The sequence below is a fragment of the Gibbsiella greigii genome (assembly GCF_039540155.1).
Classification (GTDB): Bacteria; Pseudomonadota; Gammaproteobacteria; order Enterobacterales; family Enterobacteriaceae; genus Gibbsiella; species Gibbsiella quercinecans.
The window spans coordinates 260,852-278,662 of sequence record NZ_BAABEM010000022.1 but is presented as its reverse complement, the minus strand read 5'-3'; the positions used below and the strand labels follow the sequence as shown (position 1 = coordinate 278,662).

Here is a 17,811-nt window from a genome sequence, read left to right as displayed (position 1 = left end):
TGTATGCGTGCAGAAATACCTCAAGGAAGCGCGTAGTTTATTAGCCCTCGCCATTCCCGTCATTATTGCGCAAGTTTCACAAACCGCCATGGGCGTAGTGGATACCATCATGGCCGGTTCCTACAGCGCCACCGACATGGCCGCCGTTGCGGTGGGCACCTCAATCTGGCTGCCGGCCATCCTCTTCGGCCATGGCCTGGTGCTGGCTTTAACGCCGGTTATCGCTCAACTCAACGGTGCCGGGCGGCGTGACCGGATTGCGCACCAGATCAATCAGGGCTTTTGGCTGGCCTCGGCGGTTTCTGTGCTGATTATCGCCGTGCTGTACAACAGCAAATTCGTCATCGACATGATGCATAACATCGATCCTGAACTGGAAAGAAAAGCCGTTGGCTACCTGCATGCCATTATGTGGGGCGCCCCCGGTTTTCTGTTTTTCCAGGTGCTGCGTAATCAGTGCGAAGGCCTGTCAAAAACCAAACCGGGGATGATCATTGGTTTTATTGGCCTGCTGATAAACATTCCGATTAACTATGTGCTGATCTTCGGCAAATTCGGCTTCCCGGAATTGGGCGGGATCGGCTGCGGCGTCGCGACCGGGAGCGTCTACTGGCTGATGTTCCTGATGATGCGCTGGTATGTCAAACGCGCGCCGTCACAACGCGACATCAAACTGTTGCCGAACCAGCGCCGGGGGCCCGACTGGGCGACGATGAAACGCCTGATTGGCATTGGCACGCCGGTCGCACTGGCGATTTTCTTCGAAGTCACGCTGTTTGCCGTGGTGGCGCTGTTGGTTTCGCCGTTGGGCATTGTCGCCGTGGCGGGCCACCAGATTGCGCTCAACTTCAGCGCCTTGATGTTTGTACTGCCGTTGTCGTTGGGGGTGGCGGCAACCATCCGCGTGGGCCATAGCCTGGGGGAAGGTTCCGTCGAGGGCGCGCGCATTGCCGCCAATGCGTCCATCGGCGTGGGCATCGCTATGGCTACCGTCACCGCACTGTTTACCGCTATTCTGCGTGAACCCATTGCCTTACTGTATAACGACAACCCCGCCGTGGTCACGATGGCCTCGCATTTGATGCTGCTAGCGGCGCTTTACCAAATTTCCGATTCGATCCAGGTCATCGGCAGCGGTATCCTGCGCGGTTACAAAGACACCCGCTCGATCTTTTTTATTACTTTTACCGCCTATTGGCTGCTGGGCTTGCCGAGCGGTTATTTACTGGCGTTAACCGATATTCTGGTACCGGCGATGGGGCCGAGCGGTTTTTGGATTGGCTTTATCATCGGCCTGACCTTTGCGGCTATCCTGATGGCGCTGCGCATGCGCTGGCTGCAAAAACAGTCCGCCAGTGTGATTTTGCACCGCTCCGCACGTTGATGATTTTTTCTTGCGGGCAGCACCTCCCTGCCCGCCGTTAATTTCAACGCCAAATGCAGAAAAAAGCGGCATGCTGCACACTCGTTCAGCAATCGGATGAATAAGCGGATAAAATTGCATTTTTCCCCTTGCCAGCGTGCGGGTAGCTCGTTAATATTCGTCCCCGCTGTCAGCCATGACAGGCAGAAAAAAGATGCGTCCGTAGCTCAGTTGGTTAGAGCACCACCTTGACATGGTGGGGGTCGGTGGTTCGAGTCCACTCGGACGCACCAACGTTCTGTTCACCACGGTGACGAAAATTTGCTTACAGTGCGTCCGTAGCTCAGTTGGTTAGAGCACCACCTTGACATGGTGGGGGTCGGTGGTTCGAGTCCACTCGGACGCACCATTTCTCTTTCTCGCATTTATTAATCCCACTGCCATCAAAATAACAGTAATAATTTTTTACATTATTTATGCAGTGTCGTGTTCTCTGCGTTGGCAAATTTAATCCCCCACTACTTCTGTAATATTTCCTTATATTGGCCGCTAAAATTTCACCACACTAAATGCGCAGCATTTTATGTTCATCCGGGAAACCGTAGAGAAAAAAACCGCGGAACCCGCATCGCAGCCCTTCCCCCCAATATATCGGCAACCGGCACCGTATAATTTGTGGCCAGGCCAGACACCTGCCGCATCATTATTTACTTGCCAGTAAGAACATTCTTAATTGTAATTGGTAATAGTTCTCATTATAGTTGACTTTTTCGTTTGTCTCATTTTACAGGCAGGTAATTAATAACATCATGAAAATTGCGTACAAATATTCGCTATTGGCTTCGTTCATTGCTTGCAGCCTGGGGAACACTCAGGCACTGGCGGACGATACGAATACCGGGGCAACGCTGAAACACGCCCAGCCCAGCGAAACCGACCAGAAGAAAAACGCCGTTAATTCCGATAAAAAAAACAGCGGTGAAGATACGCTGCTGGTAACCGCCAGAGTGCAAACGCTACAGGCGCCTGGTGTATCAACCATTGACAGTGAAGCGATAAAAAAACACCCCATTCAACGTGATGTTTCTGAAATTATTCGCACCATGCCCGGCGTTAATCTTACCGGCAACTCCAGCAGCGGCCAACGCGGCAACAATCGCCAGATTGATATCCGGGGCATGGGGCCGGAAAATACCCTTATTCTGGTCGATGGCATGCCGGTAAGCAGCCGAAATTCAGTGCGCTATGGCTGGCGTGGCGAACGCGATACCCGTGGCGACAGCAATTGGGTACCGCCAGAAATGATAGACCGCATTGAGGTTATCCGTGGCCCGGCGGCGGCGCTCTATGGGAATGGCGCCATGGGCGGTGTGGTAAATATCATTACCAAACCGGCGGCCAATGAATGGCATGGTAACTTCAATACCTATTACAACATCCCTGAGCACAAATCTGAAGGGGCAACCCGGCGTTATAATGCCAGCCTGAGCGGTGCGCTGGCGGATAATCTGACGATGCGCCTGTACGGCAACTGGGGCAAAACTCAGGCTGACGCACAGGATATTAACAGCGGGCACGAAGCGGAACGCACCGGTAAATATGCAGGCATGGTGCCAGCCGGCCGTGAAGGTGTGATCAACAAAAATATTAACGGCGCATTACGCTGGGAATTTATGCCGATGCAAGCGCTGGAACTGGATGCCGGTTTCAGCCGCCAGGGCAACCTGTATGCCGGCGACACGCAAAACACCAACAGCAGTACGCTGGTGAAACAAAACTACGGTAAAGAGACCAATATCATTTATCGCCAGACACTGTCGCTGAAATACACCGGTGCCTGGGATAATGGTGTTACAACCAATAACTACATTCAGTTCGAAAAAACCCGCAACACCCGTTTGAATGAAGGCCTGTCCGGCGGTCTGGAGGGGCTTTTCAGCACCACGGATGAAGGTTTCTCGACCATTAACCTGAATGATACCAACCTGCATTCCGAGGTGAATATTCCGTTCGACTGGTGGGTCAATCAGACCGTCACTTTCGGTGCGGAGATGAATCATCAGACCATGAAAGATCCCACCTCGAATACGTTGACCAATACCTCTACGATTAACGGCGTATCCACGTCAGGGCGCAGTGAATATAGTTCGGCCGACATTTACGGTGTTTATACCGAAGATAATATGGATCTCACTGATTCAACGCGGCTGACTCCTGGGATACGTTTCAATTATCAGAGCGACACCGGCAGTAATATCAGCCCGTCACTGAACCTGTCACAAGAACTAGGGGATGATTTCACTCTGAAGATGGGGATTGCCCGCGCCTGGAAAGCCCCTAACCTATACCAGACCAACCCTAACTACCTGTTATACAGCAGCGGCAATGGCTGCTATGCCAGCTCAACCAGTTGCTATCTGCAGGGAAACAGCGATCTGAAGGCTGAAACCAGCGTCAATAAAGAGATCGGCATTGAGTACCACCACGATGATGTGCAGGCCGGGCTGACCTGGTATCGCAACGACTACCACAATAAGATTGAAGCGGGCTATTCGCCTGAGTACAACAACGGGACCTCAAACATCTATAAATGGGAAAACGTGCCTAAATCAGTGGTAGAGGGGCTGGAGGGAACGCTGAACTTCCCGATTAGCGAAACGGTGAAGATGAACAACAACTTTACCTACATCATCGAAAATAAAAACAAAACCACCAACGATTACCTGACGATTATCCCGAAATACACCATTAACTCGACGTTGGACTGGCAAGCCACCAGCGATCTGTCGGTACAGGGAACCATGACCTGGTATGGCAGGCAAAAACCGCAGAAGTATAATGCGCAGGGCGGCGCCACTTCCGGCAGTGAAACCTGGCAGGTCGCCCCTTACGCCGTATTTGGTATGAGCGCCGTTTACAGCATTAACAAGGATATTGATGTGACTGCGGGTATTGATAACCTGTTCGATAAACGCCAGTTCCGGGCCGGCAACGCCTTAACTTCCGGCGCCAACGGCACCTATGCCTATGGCGCAGGCGCACGAACTTATAATGAGTCGGGGCGTACCTACTATATGGAACTGGGGCTGCACTTCTGATCCAACCGCAATAACGGCCTGTCGATGATGGCTATGGGATTCCTCCTCAGCCGGACAGACAGGCCATTCTCATGCGCAAAAAGGCAAGCCACGGTGTTATTCTTAACGGCTATGAAAGAGGGTTCTGAAACTAAAACAGTATTCATCAGAGTGTCTGCGTAAATGAATCACCGAATATCTTGCAGCAAAAACAGGCGCAGTGCGCTATGCCTGGCCGCATTATTAACCTGCCTGTACGCAGGCAAAAGTTATTCCAGACCGGATATGACGCCTTTGGGCCCCAATATCGCGGATAAAGGCTCTTCTTTTTATCATTTCTCCGTCAGCAAGTTCGATTCTGCCGATGGGAAAAGGCATTACAAAGTGTGGACGGGGATCCCCAACAGCCCGCCACCGGCCGCTGGGTTTCCCGTTCTTTATATGCTGGACGGCAACGCCGTCATGGACAGGTTATCGGATGCATTGCTCAGACAACTGGCGGCACAAACCCCCCCCGTACTGGTCGTCATCGGCTATCAGACGGCGCTGCCGTTTGATTTGCCCGCCAGAGCGTATGACTACACGCCGCCGGTTAACGACAATAATGCGGGCAATCAGCAAAACGTGCATGGCAGAATGGCCGGTGGCGGCCTAATCTTTCGCCATCTGCTTGAAACAACCCTAGCCCCACAGGCAGAAAAAGGGCTGAACATCGACCACCGCAAACGCGCTATCTGGGGGCATTCTTTGGGCGGGGTTTTTGTGTTGGAGGCTTATTTATCCTCCACGTTTTTTCACCGTTATTACGCCGCCAGCCCGTCGTTAAACCGTGATTATGTCGGGTTATTACAACAGTTGGCGGCGATAGATAAGCAAAAATTTTGTGATAAACAGCTGTATTTAAGTGAAGGGAGCGGCGTACCGAGTCAGAACCCCGAAGCCCCGGCCCCCGAGGTGTTGAATAACGTTCACGCAACCCTTACGTCCCTTCATCACGCCGGGCTGCCCGTGACATTCTGGTCGTATCCCGGATACTCGCATGGCCAGATGTTTAACGTTGGTTTTGAACAAGCGTTGCTGGATATGGCAAAAAATGCCGCAAGCGACGCGCCGGCGGCATGCCAGTGATAATCAGCCTGGCCTGATTGGTATTCGCCACTGAATAACGCCGACGGCGAGGGGGTGTCGCCACCGCAACACCCCCGCACCGGTTTCATCGTCAGGATGATAGCGCCTCTGTCCCCTCATCAAAGATCTGTTCCACCCGGGTTTCCTTAGCGGCGCCGGCGCTATCACGCCACAACCGCGCGTAGAGGCCATCCGCCGCCAGCAGCGCCGCATGAGTGCCGTATTCGGCGATGCGCCCCCCTTCCAGTACCGCGATCAAATCGCATCGGCAGGCGGTAGTGAGCCGATGAGCAACCACCAGCGCCGTTTGCCCATGGTTACGGGCACCTGCGGCCAGCGACGTCATCAGCGCCTCCTCAGCCGAACGATCCAGGCGCGCCGTGGCTTCATCAAGCAACAGAACATGCGCATTGGCAAGCTGCGCACGCGCCAACGCAATGAGCTGACGTTGCCCTGCCGATAAGCCCGCCCCGCCGTTATTCACCGGGGTGCGGAACCCTTGGGGTAACGCGCGCACCGTTGCCAGCAACCCGGCCCGCCGCGCCGCGTCTTCCACCTCCGCATCACTGCTCTCTGGGCGCGCATAGCGAATATTCCCGGCGATATCGCCACTGAACAATGCCACATCCTGCTCAACCAGCCCCACCCGGGAGCGATAGTCGGCAAGTAACATCTCGTCAACCGCGCGTTCGCCAATGCGGATCTTGCCGCCCGTGGGGGTATAAAAGCCCGCCAGCAGTTTCACCAAGGTTGATTTGCCGGCACCGCTGGGCCCGACCACCGCCACCACCGAACCTTGCGGTATCGACAGGCTTAACGTATCCAGGGCCAGCTCGCTGCTGCCGGGATAGCGGAAGGTGATATCCTCCAGCGTCAGTTCACCCTTCAGCGGCACGTGCACCGATGGATCCGCAGGCTGCACGTCCTCCGCCCCTTCGGTAGCCAACAGTTCGTCAATATGCTTTGTGCTGGCAGTCGCTTGCTGGTAGGCGTCGACAATGCCGGACAACTGCTGCACCGGCCCATAGAACTGCCCCAGTAACAGGAAGAATGCCGCCAGCACGCCGGCGGTCATCTCACCTTCGGCAACGCGGGATGCGCCCACTAACAATACGACAGCGTAAGAGGCCTCGGTACAGAAGGTGAGAAAGGGAAAATAAACGGCGAGGTATTTCTGCGCACGCACGCGGGTGGCGCGAAAGCGATCCGACAGCGTCCGCAGCTTGGCGGCCTCTACATCCTGCTGCCCATGCGATTGCACCACACGGAGCCCCGACACTTTCTCTTGCAGGGTACTATTTACCTTGCCGATCTCAATCCGTGCCTTGGCATAGGCGGGGGAACTCAAACGGCGGTAAATCAGCGTCGCGGCGGCGATCACCGGCACCGCGCCTAACGCCACCAGGGCCAGCACGGGATCAAGCCAGAACATCGTTACCGCAATGGCGAGCATGGTGACCAGACTGGTCGCCGCGCCGGCAAGGCCGTTTTGCAGAAAGCGCGCCAGCGCGTCGACATCAACGGTCATACGGGTGAGCCGCGCATCAGCGTGCTGTTCATGGTAAGGCAGGCCCAGCCGCAACAGATGGCCGAAGCTGCGTAACCGTACCGTGTGCTGCACGGTTTCTGCCGCACGCGCCGAAACCACGGTCTGCAATGAGTAGCAGCACCAACTGACGATCACCAACAACAGGGCAAAACCGGCACAAACCGCGATAGTGGCCAGATTGCCCATGGCGACGCCCATATCAATACCGCGCTGCAGCAACACCAGCACCCCGACGCTCGCAGCCGAATCCACGGCGATCAGTATGGCAGCGGCCACAAACAGCCACGCGACAGGGGCCAACAACGATGCCACCCGCCGCCCTTTGCCTGCCTGCGCCAACCGCACTGCCTTTTCAGGCACGCGGCACATGCGCTCGCTAAACCCCAGGCCGGCCCCTGCCGCGCGCGGTTCATCGCGTTCAGTGTCCACCGGCGAGGCGCTCGGCTCTGGCCAGAGCACGTTGGCCGAATCCGCCGGTTGCTCCAGAAAATCTCCCGTGCCGGACATCAGCGCACGGAATGCCGGGCAGCGTTGCTCAAGCTCCGCCTGTGTGCCGATATCCGCAACGCGCCCCGCTTCCAGCACCACAATCTTATCGGCCAGTTGCAGCGTCGAACGGCGCCGCGCGATCACCAACAACATGTGCTCGTCATCGGCATAGCGTGCCAGTGCGCTATTGATCTCCGCTTCCGTACCGGCATCCACCGCCGACGTTGTATCGTCCAGGATCAACAGCTCAGGCGCGGTGAGCAACGCGCGGGCAAGCGCCAGGCGCTGCCGTTGCCCCCCGGAGAGGTTTGCCGCACGCTCTGCCAGCGGCGTGTTGAACCCCTTTGGCAGCGCTGAAATAAAGCCCGTGGCGCCGGCCGCATCGGCAGCACGGCGGATGTCATCTTCGCTGGCCTGCGGATGGCCATAGGCAATATTTTCAGCCACGGTGCCGGCAAACAAAAAGGTATCTTCAAACACCACGCCGACCTGCCGGCGCAGTTCGGCCAGCTTGAGATCGGCAATGTTCTGCCTGCCCTGCTCTGTGTTAAGCCACATCTGCCCGGCGGTGGTATCGTAGAAGCGCGCAAGCAGCATCAGCAGTGTTGATTTGCCCGAACCGGAAGCGCCGACGATCGCGACGGTTTCTCCCGCACGCATGGAAAATGACACGTCACGTAATACCTCCACGCCGTTGCCGTAGTGGAACCCAACACCATCCAGTTCCAGGCCGATAACCTTGCCGGCGACGGACTGATCGCCGTCCTGCATTTGCGGTCGGGTATCAATGAGGGAGAAAACACGTTCTACCGACGCCTGAGTCCGTTGGGCAATGACCAGAAACGAGGCAAATACTCGGGTCGGGCCGGTCAACATGGCCAGAAAGCTGGCAAAGGCCACGAACGTCCCCAGATCGATCCGGCCCGCCATGACCGACCAGCCGCCGAAGCCCAGCAGCACGATTTGGCCAAGCACCGGAAGCGCCAGCATAGTGGCGCCCGGCATCGCCTGGGAAATCGCCGCGCCAATGCGCACGCGGACTATCTGCCTCGATTGACGATCCAGCCACTGCATCTCGCGCAGTTCCGCCACACAGGATTTGACGATGGAGATTTGTGTCAGCACCTCACGCATGTGTTCTGTCATGTTGGCAAGCCGATCCGAAGCCTGGCCGGTTTGGGCAAAAACTCGACGACGCGCACGCAGCGCCGTAACAGCAAGGCCGGCCAGCACCACCACCACGATGAGCGTCATTGCCGGCGACATCCACAACATCACCGCCAGGCCAGCGATATAATAGGTGAGGACGGCCAATGGCACCGGGCACATCTGCAACAGAATGTGCATCTGCTGCAGATCGCTATTGGTGCGCGAAATAACCTGCCCGGTTCGCAAGGCGTCTTGCCCTGCGCCATCAAGTTTCTGAATACTGTCGAAGGCTCTTCCGCGCAGCGTGTGCTGAACCCACAGCGAAAGCTCGCCCGCATATCCGCGCCGCACGTAGTTGCCGATGAAATCAAACAGCGCAATCACCAGCAAACCAACGGCGAGCCATGGCAAACGTGCCGAGTTGCCGGCCAGCGCATCGTTAACCGCCTGGCGGGTAAGTAAAGGCGCCAACGCGGCCAGGACAATCGTCGATACCGAAGCCAGTATCACAATAATGCTTAACGTCTTTCGTTCCCAGCACACGCCGGCAAGACGGACAATCCAGGAATCAGTTGCCTTTGAAGAATGAGCAGTGGGCATCAAGCCTCCTTTATCTGCCTGAGCATAAATCCGATTAAAACTGCGCCAGCACAGGCTGCCTCCGGGTTCCTTTCCGCGTGAAGGCAACGCCATCGCTGACGCAATGCAATAACGTCACAGGTTGGCGCTAATCAGCCGTAATTCAGTTTGGCGACAAGTTGTTCAGCAACCTGCGCCGGGCTGGCCTGCGCAGCCATTTCGGCCGCTACCTGCGCGGATGCAGTACGCAGTGAGGCATTACTCAGGAATGCATTGATCAGATCGCTCGATAAGCCGTTCTTGCCGGGGATGATGCCGCAGCCGCGATCCACCACGGCCCTGGCGTTGACCGGCCGGTCGGCGCCCTCGCCGAACACGATTTGCGGAATGCCGGCGTGCAGGGCCGTCAGGGTGTTGCCTGCCCCGCCGTGATGAATAAACCCATCGGCGCCGTTGAGAAACACGCCCATTGGTATCCAATCGACCAGCCGCACATTGGGCGGTAGCTTGCGCAAATCTGAGCGCGCATTGGCCGAAAGCTGCAGGATAATCTCTGCATCCACCTCATCGGCCGAATCCATAACCCACGAGATAAGATCCAGCCCATCAACCATCGGCTTGACGGTGCCCAGGCTGACCAACAGGCGTTTACGGCCGGGCGATCTAGCCCACCAGTCTTGCCAGACGGCGCCGCCGTTATAGGGGACATAGCGCATTGAAATGACGGGCTCGCCGTCATTTTCCAATATGCTCATGCTCGGCGGCGTGACATCGATCCAGGCAAGATCGCGCGGTGGCGCAGTGACGCCGTGGCGGTTATAGGCATCGGCCAGCGAGCGTGTCACCCCTTTGATATGCCAGGGCGTGTGGGCGAACCCGACGGATTGCATGACAACCGGGATATGATACTTGGCCGCAATTAACGGGCCGACCACGCCAAGCGGCGGATAGATGATAAGATCGGGCCGCCATGCCCCGGCCTGTTCAACCAGCCGATCGGCCATCTCTTCACTGAAGAACGAGAAGTTACCCATTTTAGTGCCGGCATGGCTTTTTTTACGCAGATCTTCCCGCCGCCGATAGTCGGCCTCCGAATCGAAGCCGGGCGCGGCATCGAACGCGACCAGGCCGGCCTCCGCCGCCTTTTGCGCAAATTTGCCTGCGCTTGCGATCAACACTTCATGCCCCTGAACACGAAAAGCCTGGGCAAGCGAGAACACGGGATACAACAAACCGTATAAGGGTGGGCCAACAAAGAGAATACGCATGAGAAAATTCATCTCCGGCCTGACACAGTGAAATCCTGAAAGTCGCGCAGGCCCCCGACTGCTAAGGCGCCCATGGATTTCCAGTCAAGCGAATATTCAGCCAACCGGCGCTGAGTCCCCGTTGAAATGTCATGGGGGTAAATTTTCGACGACCCAGCAACCGTAACCAACGCAAGCTATTACCTACCCCGTGCACTACGTCACTAGCGAATAATGTTTTCCGCTTCCGTAAGAACAATAGCGATTAATACATGCCCGCTTTCTAAAATAGTGACACAAAATACATTGTCATTATATTTAGAAATTACCTCAAACATTGTGGACAATAGCAATCACCGCAATCCATAGAATCTTTAACATTAAAAACAATAGGATATATTACACTTATTCAGATTATGGGAAAGACCTGTGGTAAGCATTGCTGCGTTCCTAAATAGCTCGCATTAATATTACGGCTTGCGAGACTATTTGCCTGGAGCCCGTCTTAGCCTTCATTGGCGGACTCTGCGCATTACGTTAGCATATAATTATAATACGAGTGAAAATTAAATCGATAATAGGAATTTTACCATGTCAAAATTAACCATTTAATTTCCCCGGCTTATTAGTAATAAATCAGACGGCGATGTTTTATCGTGACACGAGTTCTTACACACTTTAATATAACGTTGAAATAATTTTATTGGCCAAATTAATAAACCCCGTATATTTCATGGAATGCCAAGAATGAAGAATGTCACCGCTTTCACACCCGATAAGCTTAGTACAACAGAACGCATACTGGCACAGCTGGCGAACCCGACATCGCTGGATGTGGCTCAGTTCTGGCATGACGTGGAATCTGTCGATGTTCCTCTGGTGACGGTGGCCGACGATAGTCGCGGCGAGCGTGACGTCACTTTTCTCTGGCGCTCGGAAAAAGTATTACAGGGTGTTTATCTCTGCCTGAACCGTGTGACCGATAAAAGCCACGTTGCCAAAGGGATGATGACCCATATTCCCTCCAGCGATATCTGGGCGCTGCAACTGCGCTTGCCGGCCAGTTACCGCGGCTCATACACCATTACGGAGATTCCGCAAGGAACCTCGCCTGAGCAGATTTCACAACTTGGTGGGCGCTTCACGCCGTTTATCGGGCAAGCCGATCCTTTCTGCAAAGCGCCAGGCATCAACGTGCGTGGGGAGGCGTGGGTCTCTGTTCTGGCCCTCGATCAGGCCCCCGAGCAGTGCGAATGGGCCGCCACCCCCGCACCCCACCGCGGCACGCTTACCACATCGTATCCCGTGGTTGCCGGGCAGCAGCGCCGTGTGCGCCTCTATATCCCCGATGTCGCCAGCTCAACGCCTTTAGGTTTGCTGGTATTGCCCGATGCTGAAACCTGGTTTGATCACGTCGGCGCTCTGGGCGCTATCGACGCCGCCATAGCCAGCGGCCGTATCCACCCGCTGGCGGTGCTGGGCATTGACAATAAAGATGAGCGGGATCGCGCCGCAATCCTGGGCGGCAATAACCAATTGGTGATCGACATTGCCGAGCGCCTGATACCGCAGGTGCGCACTGCACACCCAGATAGAGCCTGGGCCGGCCGTTCTCAGACCGTGCTGTGCGGGCAGAGCCTGGGCGGCGTAACCGCTCTGATGGCCGCCGTGCATACGCCTGACGTTTTCGGCGCCGTAATCAGCACCTCCCCCTCCATGTGGTGGATGCCGGACAACAGCCGGCGCCCGATCATGTTTAAAGAAAGCGATACCTCTTGGGTGAGCGAACGGGTATTGTCCAGCCCGCCGCAGACGGTGCGGATCAGGCTGTGCGTGGGGGCACTGGAAGGGGCAATGGTTCCGCATGTCGAGCAATTGCACCAACGGCTATGCACCGTTGGCGTCGATAGCCAGCTTGCGGTCTATACCGGCGGCCACGACTATGCCTGGTGGCGCGGTGCCCTTATCGACGGGTTGGCCACAATGCTCTAGCACCGGCGAGATATGCTTTTTTTGTCTTAAGATATGTTTTTTAATTTTTTCCCATCATACGCTCGGCGCCGTAGTATGGCCCCATTAGCTAGTGTGACGATGGGGTGGGAAATGCAAAAAATTAACCGTTTTCTTGAATTGCTGACCGGTTTTTTGATGGAAAAAGAAGACAGCGATACTGCCATCAGCAAAACCACCGGTGCGGAAGATCTGGAAAATCATGTGATGCACTCGTTGCAACCGCGCGTTGCGCGTTCGGTCCCCCTGGCCGATCGCTTTATGTTTATGTAATCCAATCGCCCTAATCTACGGGTGGCCAGCAGCATTGTTGCCCTGCCGCCCGCAGCGCTTTCGTATAACTTCCGTGCAAACGGCCCGACGCGGCTTGCCATGCCCATAGCGTTAGTCCATAATCCTTCCACTGTTGTTGGCGGGCAAATAAAGCCTTAGCAATCAGCGGGTCACAATATCAGCATCGTTTCACTCACGTGCGTCCGTAGCTCAGTTGGTTAGAGCACCACCTTGACATGGTGGGGGTCGGTGGTTCGAGCCCACTCGGACGCACCAAGTCTATGCCTTATCTTCCCGCACCGCGCCAATACGCCACAGCTTTACCGCCCTGCTTCGGCATTGCGGGCAGCATTCCCGTAGATACCCTGCTATCAGGAACATTGCATGCTGACATTTACCGCACAAACGCCGCCCGCCGATCTGGGCAACGGCCTGAAACAATGTACCGGCATACTCAGCGACGGCACCGCGGCAAAACAGCTGGATTACGCGGCGGGCGCGTTCGGCCAACTTCTCAAGCATCCCCATCCGGTGCAGAAACGGGTTGTCGCGGGTGAATTTGAGTTTACGGTAGGTAATGACGTTTTTATCGTGATTGCCGGCGAATCGGTCACTATCCCCGCCAACACCCCCAGCGGCTGTTTTTGCCTGGTTAGCGGCAGGCTATGGGAGATTTCCGCCTGATTGATGAGCCGGATAATAGCGGCCAGGTGAACAGGATGTAAACGCTGCGCAAACAGCCTGCGCATCGTGCGTTTTTTTGCGCAACAGCGTAAGTTACTCCGATGTGTTTTTCCTGGCGTTTTGGCTAAAGCTGCGTCACTCATCGGTTTTTTATTTTGTTTCACGCGGCGATAGCTTTATAATGCCAGCGTCTTTTAGTTGAATGGTTTCAGCCCTTGATTCGCGAAAATACAAAAACAACATGCGCTGATTACGTCACTTTTTGCGGTGTCCTGTCTCCCATACGCGGACCAAAATTTTCCACCCGGTTGCTATCGCTGTCACCTATCCTTAACTATATTTTGCAACGTCAGGCACAATTCCTATTCCATCCCGGTGGCTTACCCTCCGGTTTATTGTTTCTCTAATCCATCACAACTTGTAGAAAACATCGTCATGAAAAAGACCAAAATCGTTTGTACAATCGGCCCAAAAACCGAATCAGAAGAAATGCTGACCAACCTGCTGAACGCAGGTATGAACGTAATGCGCCTGAACTTCTCCCACGGCGATTACGAAGAACACGGTAACCGTATTAAAAACATGCGCGCCGTAATGGCCAAAACCGGTAAAAACGCCGGCATCCTGCTGGACACTAAAGGCCCAGAAATCCGCACCATGAAGCTTGAAGGCGGTAAAGACGCGGCACTGGTTGCCGGCCAGACCTTCACCTTCACCACCGATCAGAGCGTGATCGGCAACAACGAACGCGTTGCCGTAACCTACCCAGGCTTCGCCGCCGACCTGCGCATCGGCAATACCGTGCTGGTTGATGACGGTCTGATCGGCATGGAAGTGCTGAACGTGACCGAAAGCGAAGTGGTTTGTAAAGTGCTGAACAACGGCGATCTGGGCGAAAACAAAGGTGTTAACCTGCCGGGCGTTTCCATCCAACTGCCGGCGCTGGCGGAAAAAGACAAACGCGACCTGATCTTCGGCTGCGAGCAAGGCGTAGACTTCGTTGCCGCTTCCTTCATCCGTAAACGTTCCGACGTACTGGAAATCCGTGAGCACCTGAAAGCACACGGCGGCGAACACATTCAGATCATCTCCAAAATCGAAAACCAGGAAGGCCTGAACAACTTCGACGAAATCCTCGAAGCTTCCGACGGCATCATGGTAGCGCGTGGCGACCTGGGCGTTGAAATCCCGGTTGAAGAAGTGATCTTCGCACAGAAGATGATGATCGAGAAATGCAACCACGCACGCAAAGTGGTGATCACCGCCACCCAAATGCTCGATTCCATGATCAAAAACCCGCGCCCTACCCGTGCGGAAGCCGGCGACGTTGCCAACGCCATCCTCGATGGCACCGACGCAGTAATGCTGTCTGGCGAGTCTGCAAAAGGTAAATACCCGCTGGAAGCGGTGACCATTATGGCCACCATCTGCGAACGTACCGACCGCGTAATGCAAAGCCGCATCGACGCCCTGAATGACAGCCGCAAACTGCGCATCACCGAAGCCGTATGCCGCGGCGCGGTTGAAACGGCGGAAAAACTGGAAGCTCCGTTGATCGTTGTTGCCACCAGCGGCGGTAAATCAGCCAAATCCGTGCGTAAATACTTCCCGGGCGCGATGATCCTGGCGTTGACCACCAACGAAGTGACTGCCCGCCAGCTGATCCTGAGCAAAGGCGTTATCCCGCAGGTAGTGAAAGAAATCGCTTCCACCGACGACTTCTACCGTATCGGTAAAGAAGCGGCTGTGGCCAGCGGCCTGGCACAAAAAGGCGACGTTGTAGTGATGGTTTCCGGTGCTCTGGTACCAAGCGGCACCACCAATACCGCCTCTGTACACGTGCTTTAATCGAAAAGTGACAAAAACAAGTTACGCTAAACGCCGCATTGCGGCGTTTTTTTTAACTGTTGTAAACTATCCCGCCTAAAAAACCGCTGCAGATGCTTATTATTTAGCAAACAACAAATCGGAGCTGTCCGATAGAATCCGGCTGTTTTAGCTCGCTTTTTTAACTATTTTGTAAAACAAGATGCAAGTTTGAGCGAACGATCAAAATAAAGGGCCTCAACACAAAAAAATTATTCTCTTTCGAAAAAAGTTTGTGTAATACTTGTAACGCTACATGGAGATTAACTCAATCTAGAGGGTGTTATAATGAATCGTACTAAACTGGTACTGGGCGCTGTAATCCTGGGTTCCACTCTGCTGGCAGGCTGCTCTAGCAATGCTAAAATCGATCAGCTGTCTTCTGACGTTCAGACTCTGAACGCTAAAGTTGACCAACTGAGCAACGACGTGAACGCAATCCGTTCTGACGTTCAAGCAGCTAAAGACGACGCAGCACGTGCTAACCAGCGTCTGGACAACCAGGCTCACGCTTACAAAAAGTAAGATAGCTTTGGTAATTGAAAACGGTGCACATTGTGCACCGTTTTTTTTTGCCTGCCGTTGGCTGAAACGGGCCAGGCCGGCAAGGCGCCGGAACCGGCCCTAAAAACGCCTTAAAAGCCGTTAAACGGCGTTTCAGCACTGCCGCTGCTCACCAGCACCGGCATCCCCGAACGGCGCGCCATAGCGCTGTCAAACTCGTTTTTATCGGTCTGTGGATCGTTCACAAACGCCTGCTTGCTGCTTGAGAGCGCAATCGGCATGGTTTGCGGATCGTCTTTTTCAGTCTTCGACAGCGGTTGATGCACCTCAACGTAGCGTTTGCCGTCGGGTTCCACCGCCACTTTTACCGGCTCGTTGATGATTTGCACCCGGGTGCCCTGCGGAACACGGTTGAACAACGCTTCGATATCCTCCGGCCGCAGACGAATGCAGCCCGAGCTGACACGCATGCCGATGCCAAAGTTGGCGTTGGTGCCGTGGATCAGATATTGCCCCTTGCCCATCGCCAGGCGCATGGCGAACAGCCCCATCGGGTTATCCGGCCCGGCCGGCACCACCGCCGGCAATATCTCGCCCTGCGCGGCATAGCGCTTGCGGATATTGGCGGTCGGCGTCCAGGTCGGGTTCGGGATCTTCTGGCTGATATGCGTCACTTGCAGCGGCGTATGCATCCCAACCTGGCCAATGCCGATCGGATAGACAATCACCTTGTCCTCACCCTTGGGATAATAATACAGCCGCAGTTCCGCCAGATTGACCACGATGCCTTCGCGTGGGGTATCGGGCAGCAGCATCTGGGTTGGAATCGTCAGCACCGAGCCGGTTTTCGGCAGGTAAGGATCGGTGCCTGGGTTGGCTTCCAGCATCCCAAGCAGGCCAATTTTATAATCGGCGGCAATCATCTCCAGCGAACGGCCATCATTCGGCACCACGTAAGTCGTATTCTCCCCAATCAGGCGGCTGTTTGCCGGTGGCAACGGGTATTCGGTCGCATTGGCGGCGGAAACGCCGGCCAGCGCGGTGGCGAACAACATGCTCATTAAAGTCAACGCACGTTTCATGCTTTTCCCTATATTATGACGGTTTGGCTTCGAGGCTACTCTGGCGCCCGGTGACAGGTAAATCAGACAATGCCCTGATTAAACGCCGTACGCTGAACGTTCAGCGCGCATCATGAGGCATGCACTAATAGTAGCAACCCTGCTTCCAAAGGCAATAACTCCCCTAGAAATCAAGGTGTTATAACATGCGCAATGCGTAAGCCGGCCAGCCGATAGCGGCGATAACTAACTGAAACAGAAGTGATTTAACAGAATGACCTTAGAAGGGAGAATGGCAGGTACGCACCGGCGTTGCCGCCAATGCGCACGGGCAATCAGGCCAGCAACGCCGCCTTGGCACGAATAGCGCGAATCATCGCTTCCAGCCCCTGGGAGCGGGAAGGCGTCAGGTGCTGACTCAACGCCAGTTGGCTGAAGAACGGGCGCACGTCAAACTCAACGATGGCGCACGGCCCCATACCGTGATAAAGGCTGAACACCACGGCCAGCAGCCCCTTAACGATAGCAGCGTCGCTATCGCCCTTGAACACCACATTCCCCTGCTCGTCCAGTTGCATGACGATCCACACCTGGCTTTGGCAGCCTGAAATCAAGTTTTGCGGCTGGCGATCGGCCTCATCAAGCGCCGGCAGCTTAGCGCCCAGCTCAATCACATACAGGTACTTTTCTTCCCAGTTCAGGCAACGGGAAAAATTGCGCACCAGTTTTTCTTTGTCCGGCAAAGTAGCCATGGAACTCCTTCTCGTAATATCAGGCCAGCCACGGCGTAATGTTTACGCCGATCCTTGAGAGAGAATAGGAAACAGGCTGG

11 protein-coding genes, 3 tRNA genes and 1 pseudogene are annotated in these 17,811 nt (G+C 55.1%); 11 read left to right on the top strand and 4 right to left on the bottom strand.

The features are described from left to right. The first annotated feature begins 7 nt into the window (after positions 1 to 7). The 5 genes from AC559G_RS17200 (at position 8) to AC559G_RS17180 (ending at position 5,568) form a co-directional block, all read left to right on the top strand. Positions 8 to 1,384: an MATE family efflux transporter gene (locus tag AC559G_RS17200; protein ID WP_498913399.1), complete on the top strand. Its 1,377-nt coding sequence runs from the start codon at positions 8 to 10 to the stop codon at positions 1,382 to 1,384. Positions 1,385 to 1,579: 195 nt separating this feature from the next. Then, a tRNA-Val gene (locus AC559G_RS17195) sits at positions 1,580 to 1,656 on the top strand. A gap of 39 nt (positions 1,657 to 1,695) precedes the next feature. Next, a tRNA-Val gene (locus AC559G_RS17190) sits at positions 1,696 to 1,772 on the top strand. 400 nt (positions 1,773 to 2,172) lie between these two features. Beyond that, positions 2,173 to 4,461, top strand: a complete 2,289-nt coding sequence (locus AC559G_RS17185) for a TonB-dependent siderophore receptor (RefSeq protein ID WP_498913397.1) — start codon at positions 2,173 to 2,175, stop codon at positions 4,459 to 4,461. 162 nt (positions 4,462 to 4,623) lie between these two features. Then, a complete protein-coding gene (locus AC559G_RS17180) occupies positions 4,624 to 5,568 on the top strand; it encodes an alpha/beta hydrolase (RefSeq protein ID WP_498913395.1) in 945 nt (314 codons plus the stop codon). 91 nt (positions 5,569 to 5,659) lie between these two features. On the opposite strand, the gene iroC is transcribed toward AC559G_RS17180, so the two are convergent. Continuing rightward, positions 5,660 to 9,355, bottom strand: coding sequence for an ABC transporter ATP-binding protein (iroC, locus tag AC559G_RS17175; RefSeq protein ID WP_498913393.1), 3,696 nt, complete (start codon positions 9,353 to 9,355; stop codon positions 5,660 to 5,662). Between the two features lie 131 nt (positions 9,356 to 9,486). Beyond that, entirely contained in the window at positions 9,487 to 10,602 is a 1,116-nt protein-coding gene (locus AC559G_RS17170) for a nucleotide disphospho-sugar-binding domain-containing protein (protein ID WP_498913391.1), read from the bottom strand. 726 nt (positions 10,603 to 11,328) lie between these two features. Here AC559G_RS17170 and AC559G_RS17165 point away from each other — a divergent pair. The 6 genes from AC559G_RS17165 (at position 11,329) to AC559G_RS17140 (ending at position 15,939) form a co-directional block, all read left to right on the top strand. After that, positions 11,329 to 12,573 (top strand): enterobactin/ferric enterobactin family esterase, encoded by a 1,245-nt coding sequence (locus AC559G_RS17165; RefSeq protein ID WP_498913389.1) that lies wholly within the window; start codon positions 11,329 to 11,331, stop codon positions 12,571 to 12,573. A gap of 111 nt (positions 12,574 to 12,684) precedes the next feature. Further along, positions 12,685 to 12,864, top strand: coding sequence for a hypothetical protein (locus AC559G_RS17160; protein ID WP_498913387.1), 180 nt, complete (start codon positions 12,685 to 12,687; stop codon positions 12,862 to 12,864). Positions 12,865 to 13,063: 199 nt separating this feature from the next. Next, a tRNA-Val gene (locus tag AC559G_RS17155) sits at positions 13,064 to 13,140 on the top strand. A 108-nt stretch (positions 13,141 to 13,248) separates the two neighbouring features. Beyond that, positions 13,249 to 13,548: a cupin domain-containing protein gene (locus AC559G_RS17150; protein WP_498913385.1), complete on the top strand. Its 300-nt coding sequence runs from the start codon at positions 13,249 to 13,251 to the stop codon at positions 13,546 to 13,548. Positions 13,549 to 13,983: 435 nt separating this feature from the next. After that, entirely contained in the window at positions 13,984 to 15,396 is a 1,413-nt protein-coding gene (pykF, locus tag AC559G_RS17145) for a pyruvate kinase PykF (protein WP_498913383.1), read from the top strand. Positions 15,397 to 15,702: 306 nt separating this feature from the next. Beyond that, the gene (locus tag AC559G_RS17140) at positions 15,703 to 15,939 is read left to right on the top strand and encodes a major outer membrane lipoprotein (RefSeq protein ID WP_004943717.1); all 237 of its coding nucleotides are present in this window, start codon (positions 15,703 to 15,705) and stop codon (positions 15,937 to 15,939) included. 128 nt (positions 15,940 to 16,067) lie between these two features. On the opposite strand, the pseudogene AC559G_RS17135 reads toward AC559G_RS17140, so the two are convergent. Further along, positions 16,068 to 17,000 (bottom strand): annotated as a pseudogene (locus AC559G_RS17135) (L,D-transpeptidase family protein); the annotation flags it as partial. Positions 17,001 to 17,314: 314 nt separating this feature from the next. After that, on the bottom strand, positions 17,315 to 17,731 hold the full coding sequence (gene sufE / locus AC559G_RS17130) for a cysteine desulfuration protein SufE (RefSeq protein ID WP_498913380.1): 417 nt from the start codon (positions 17,729 to 17,731) through the stop codon (positions 17,315 to 17,317). Between the last annotated feature and the right edge of the window lie 80 nt (positions 17,732 to 17,811).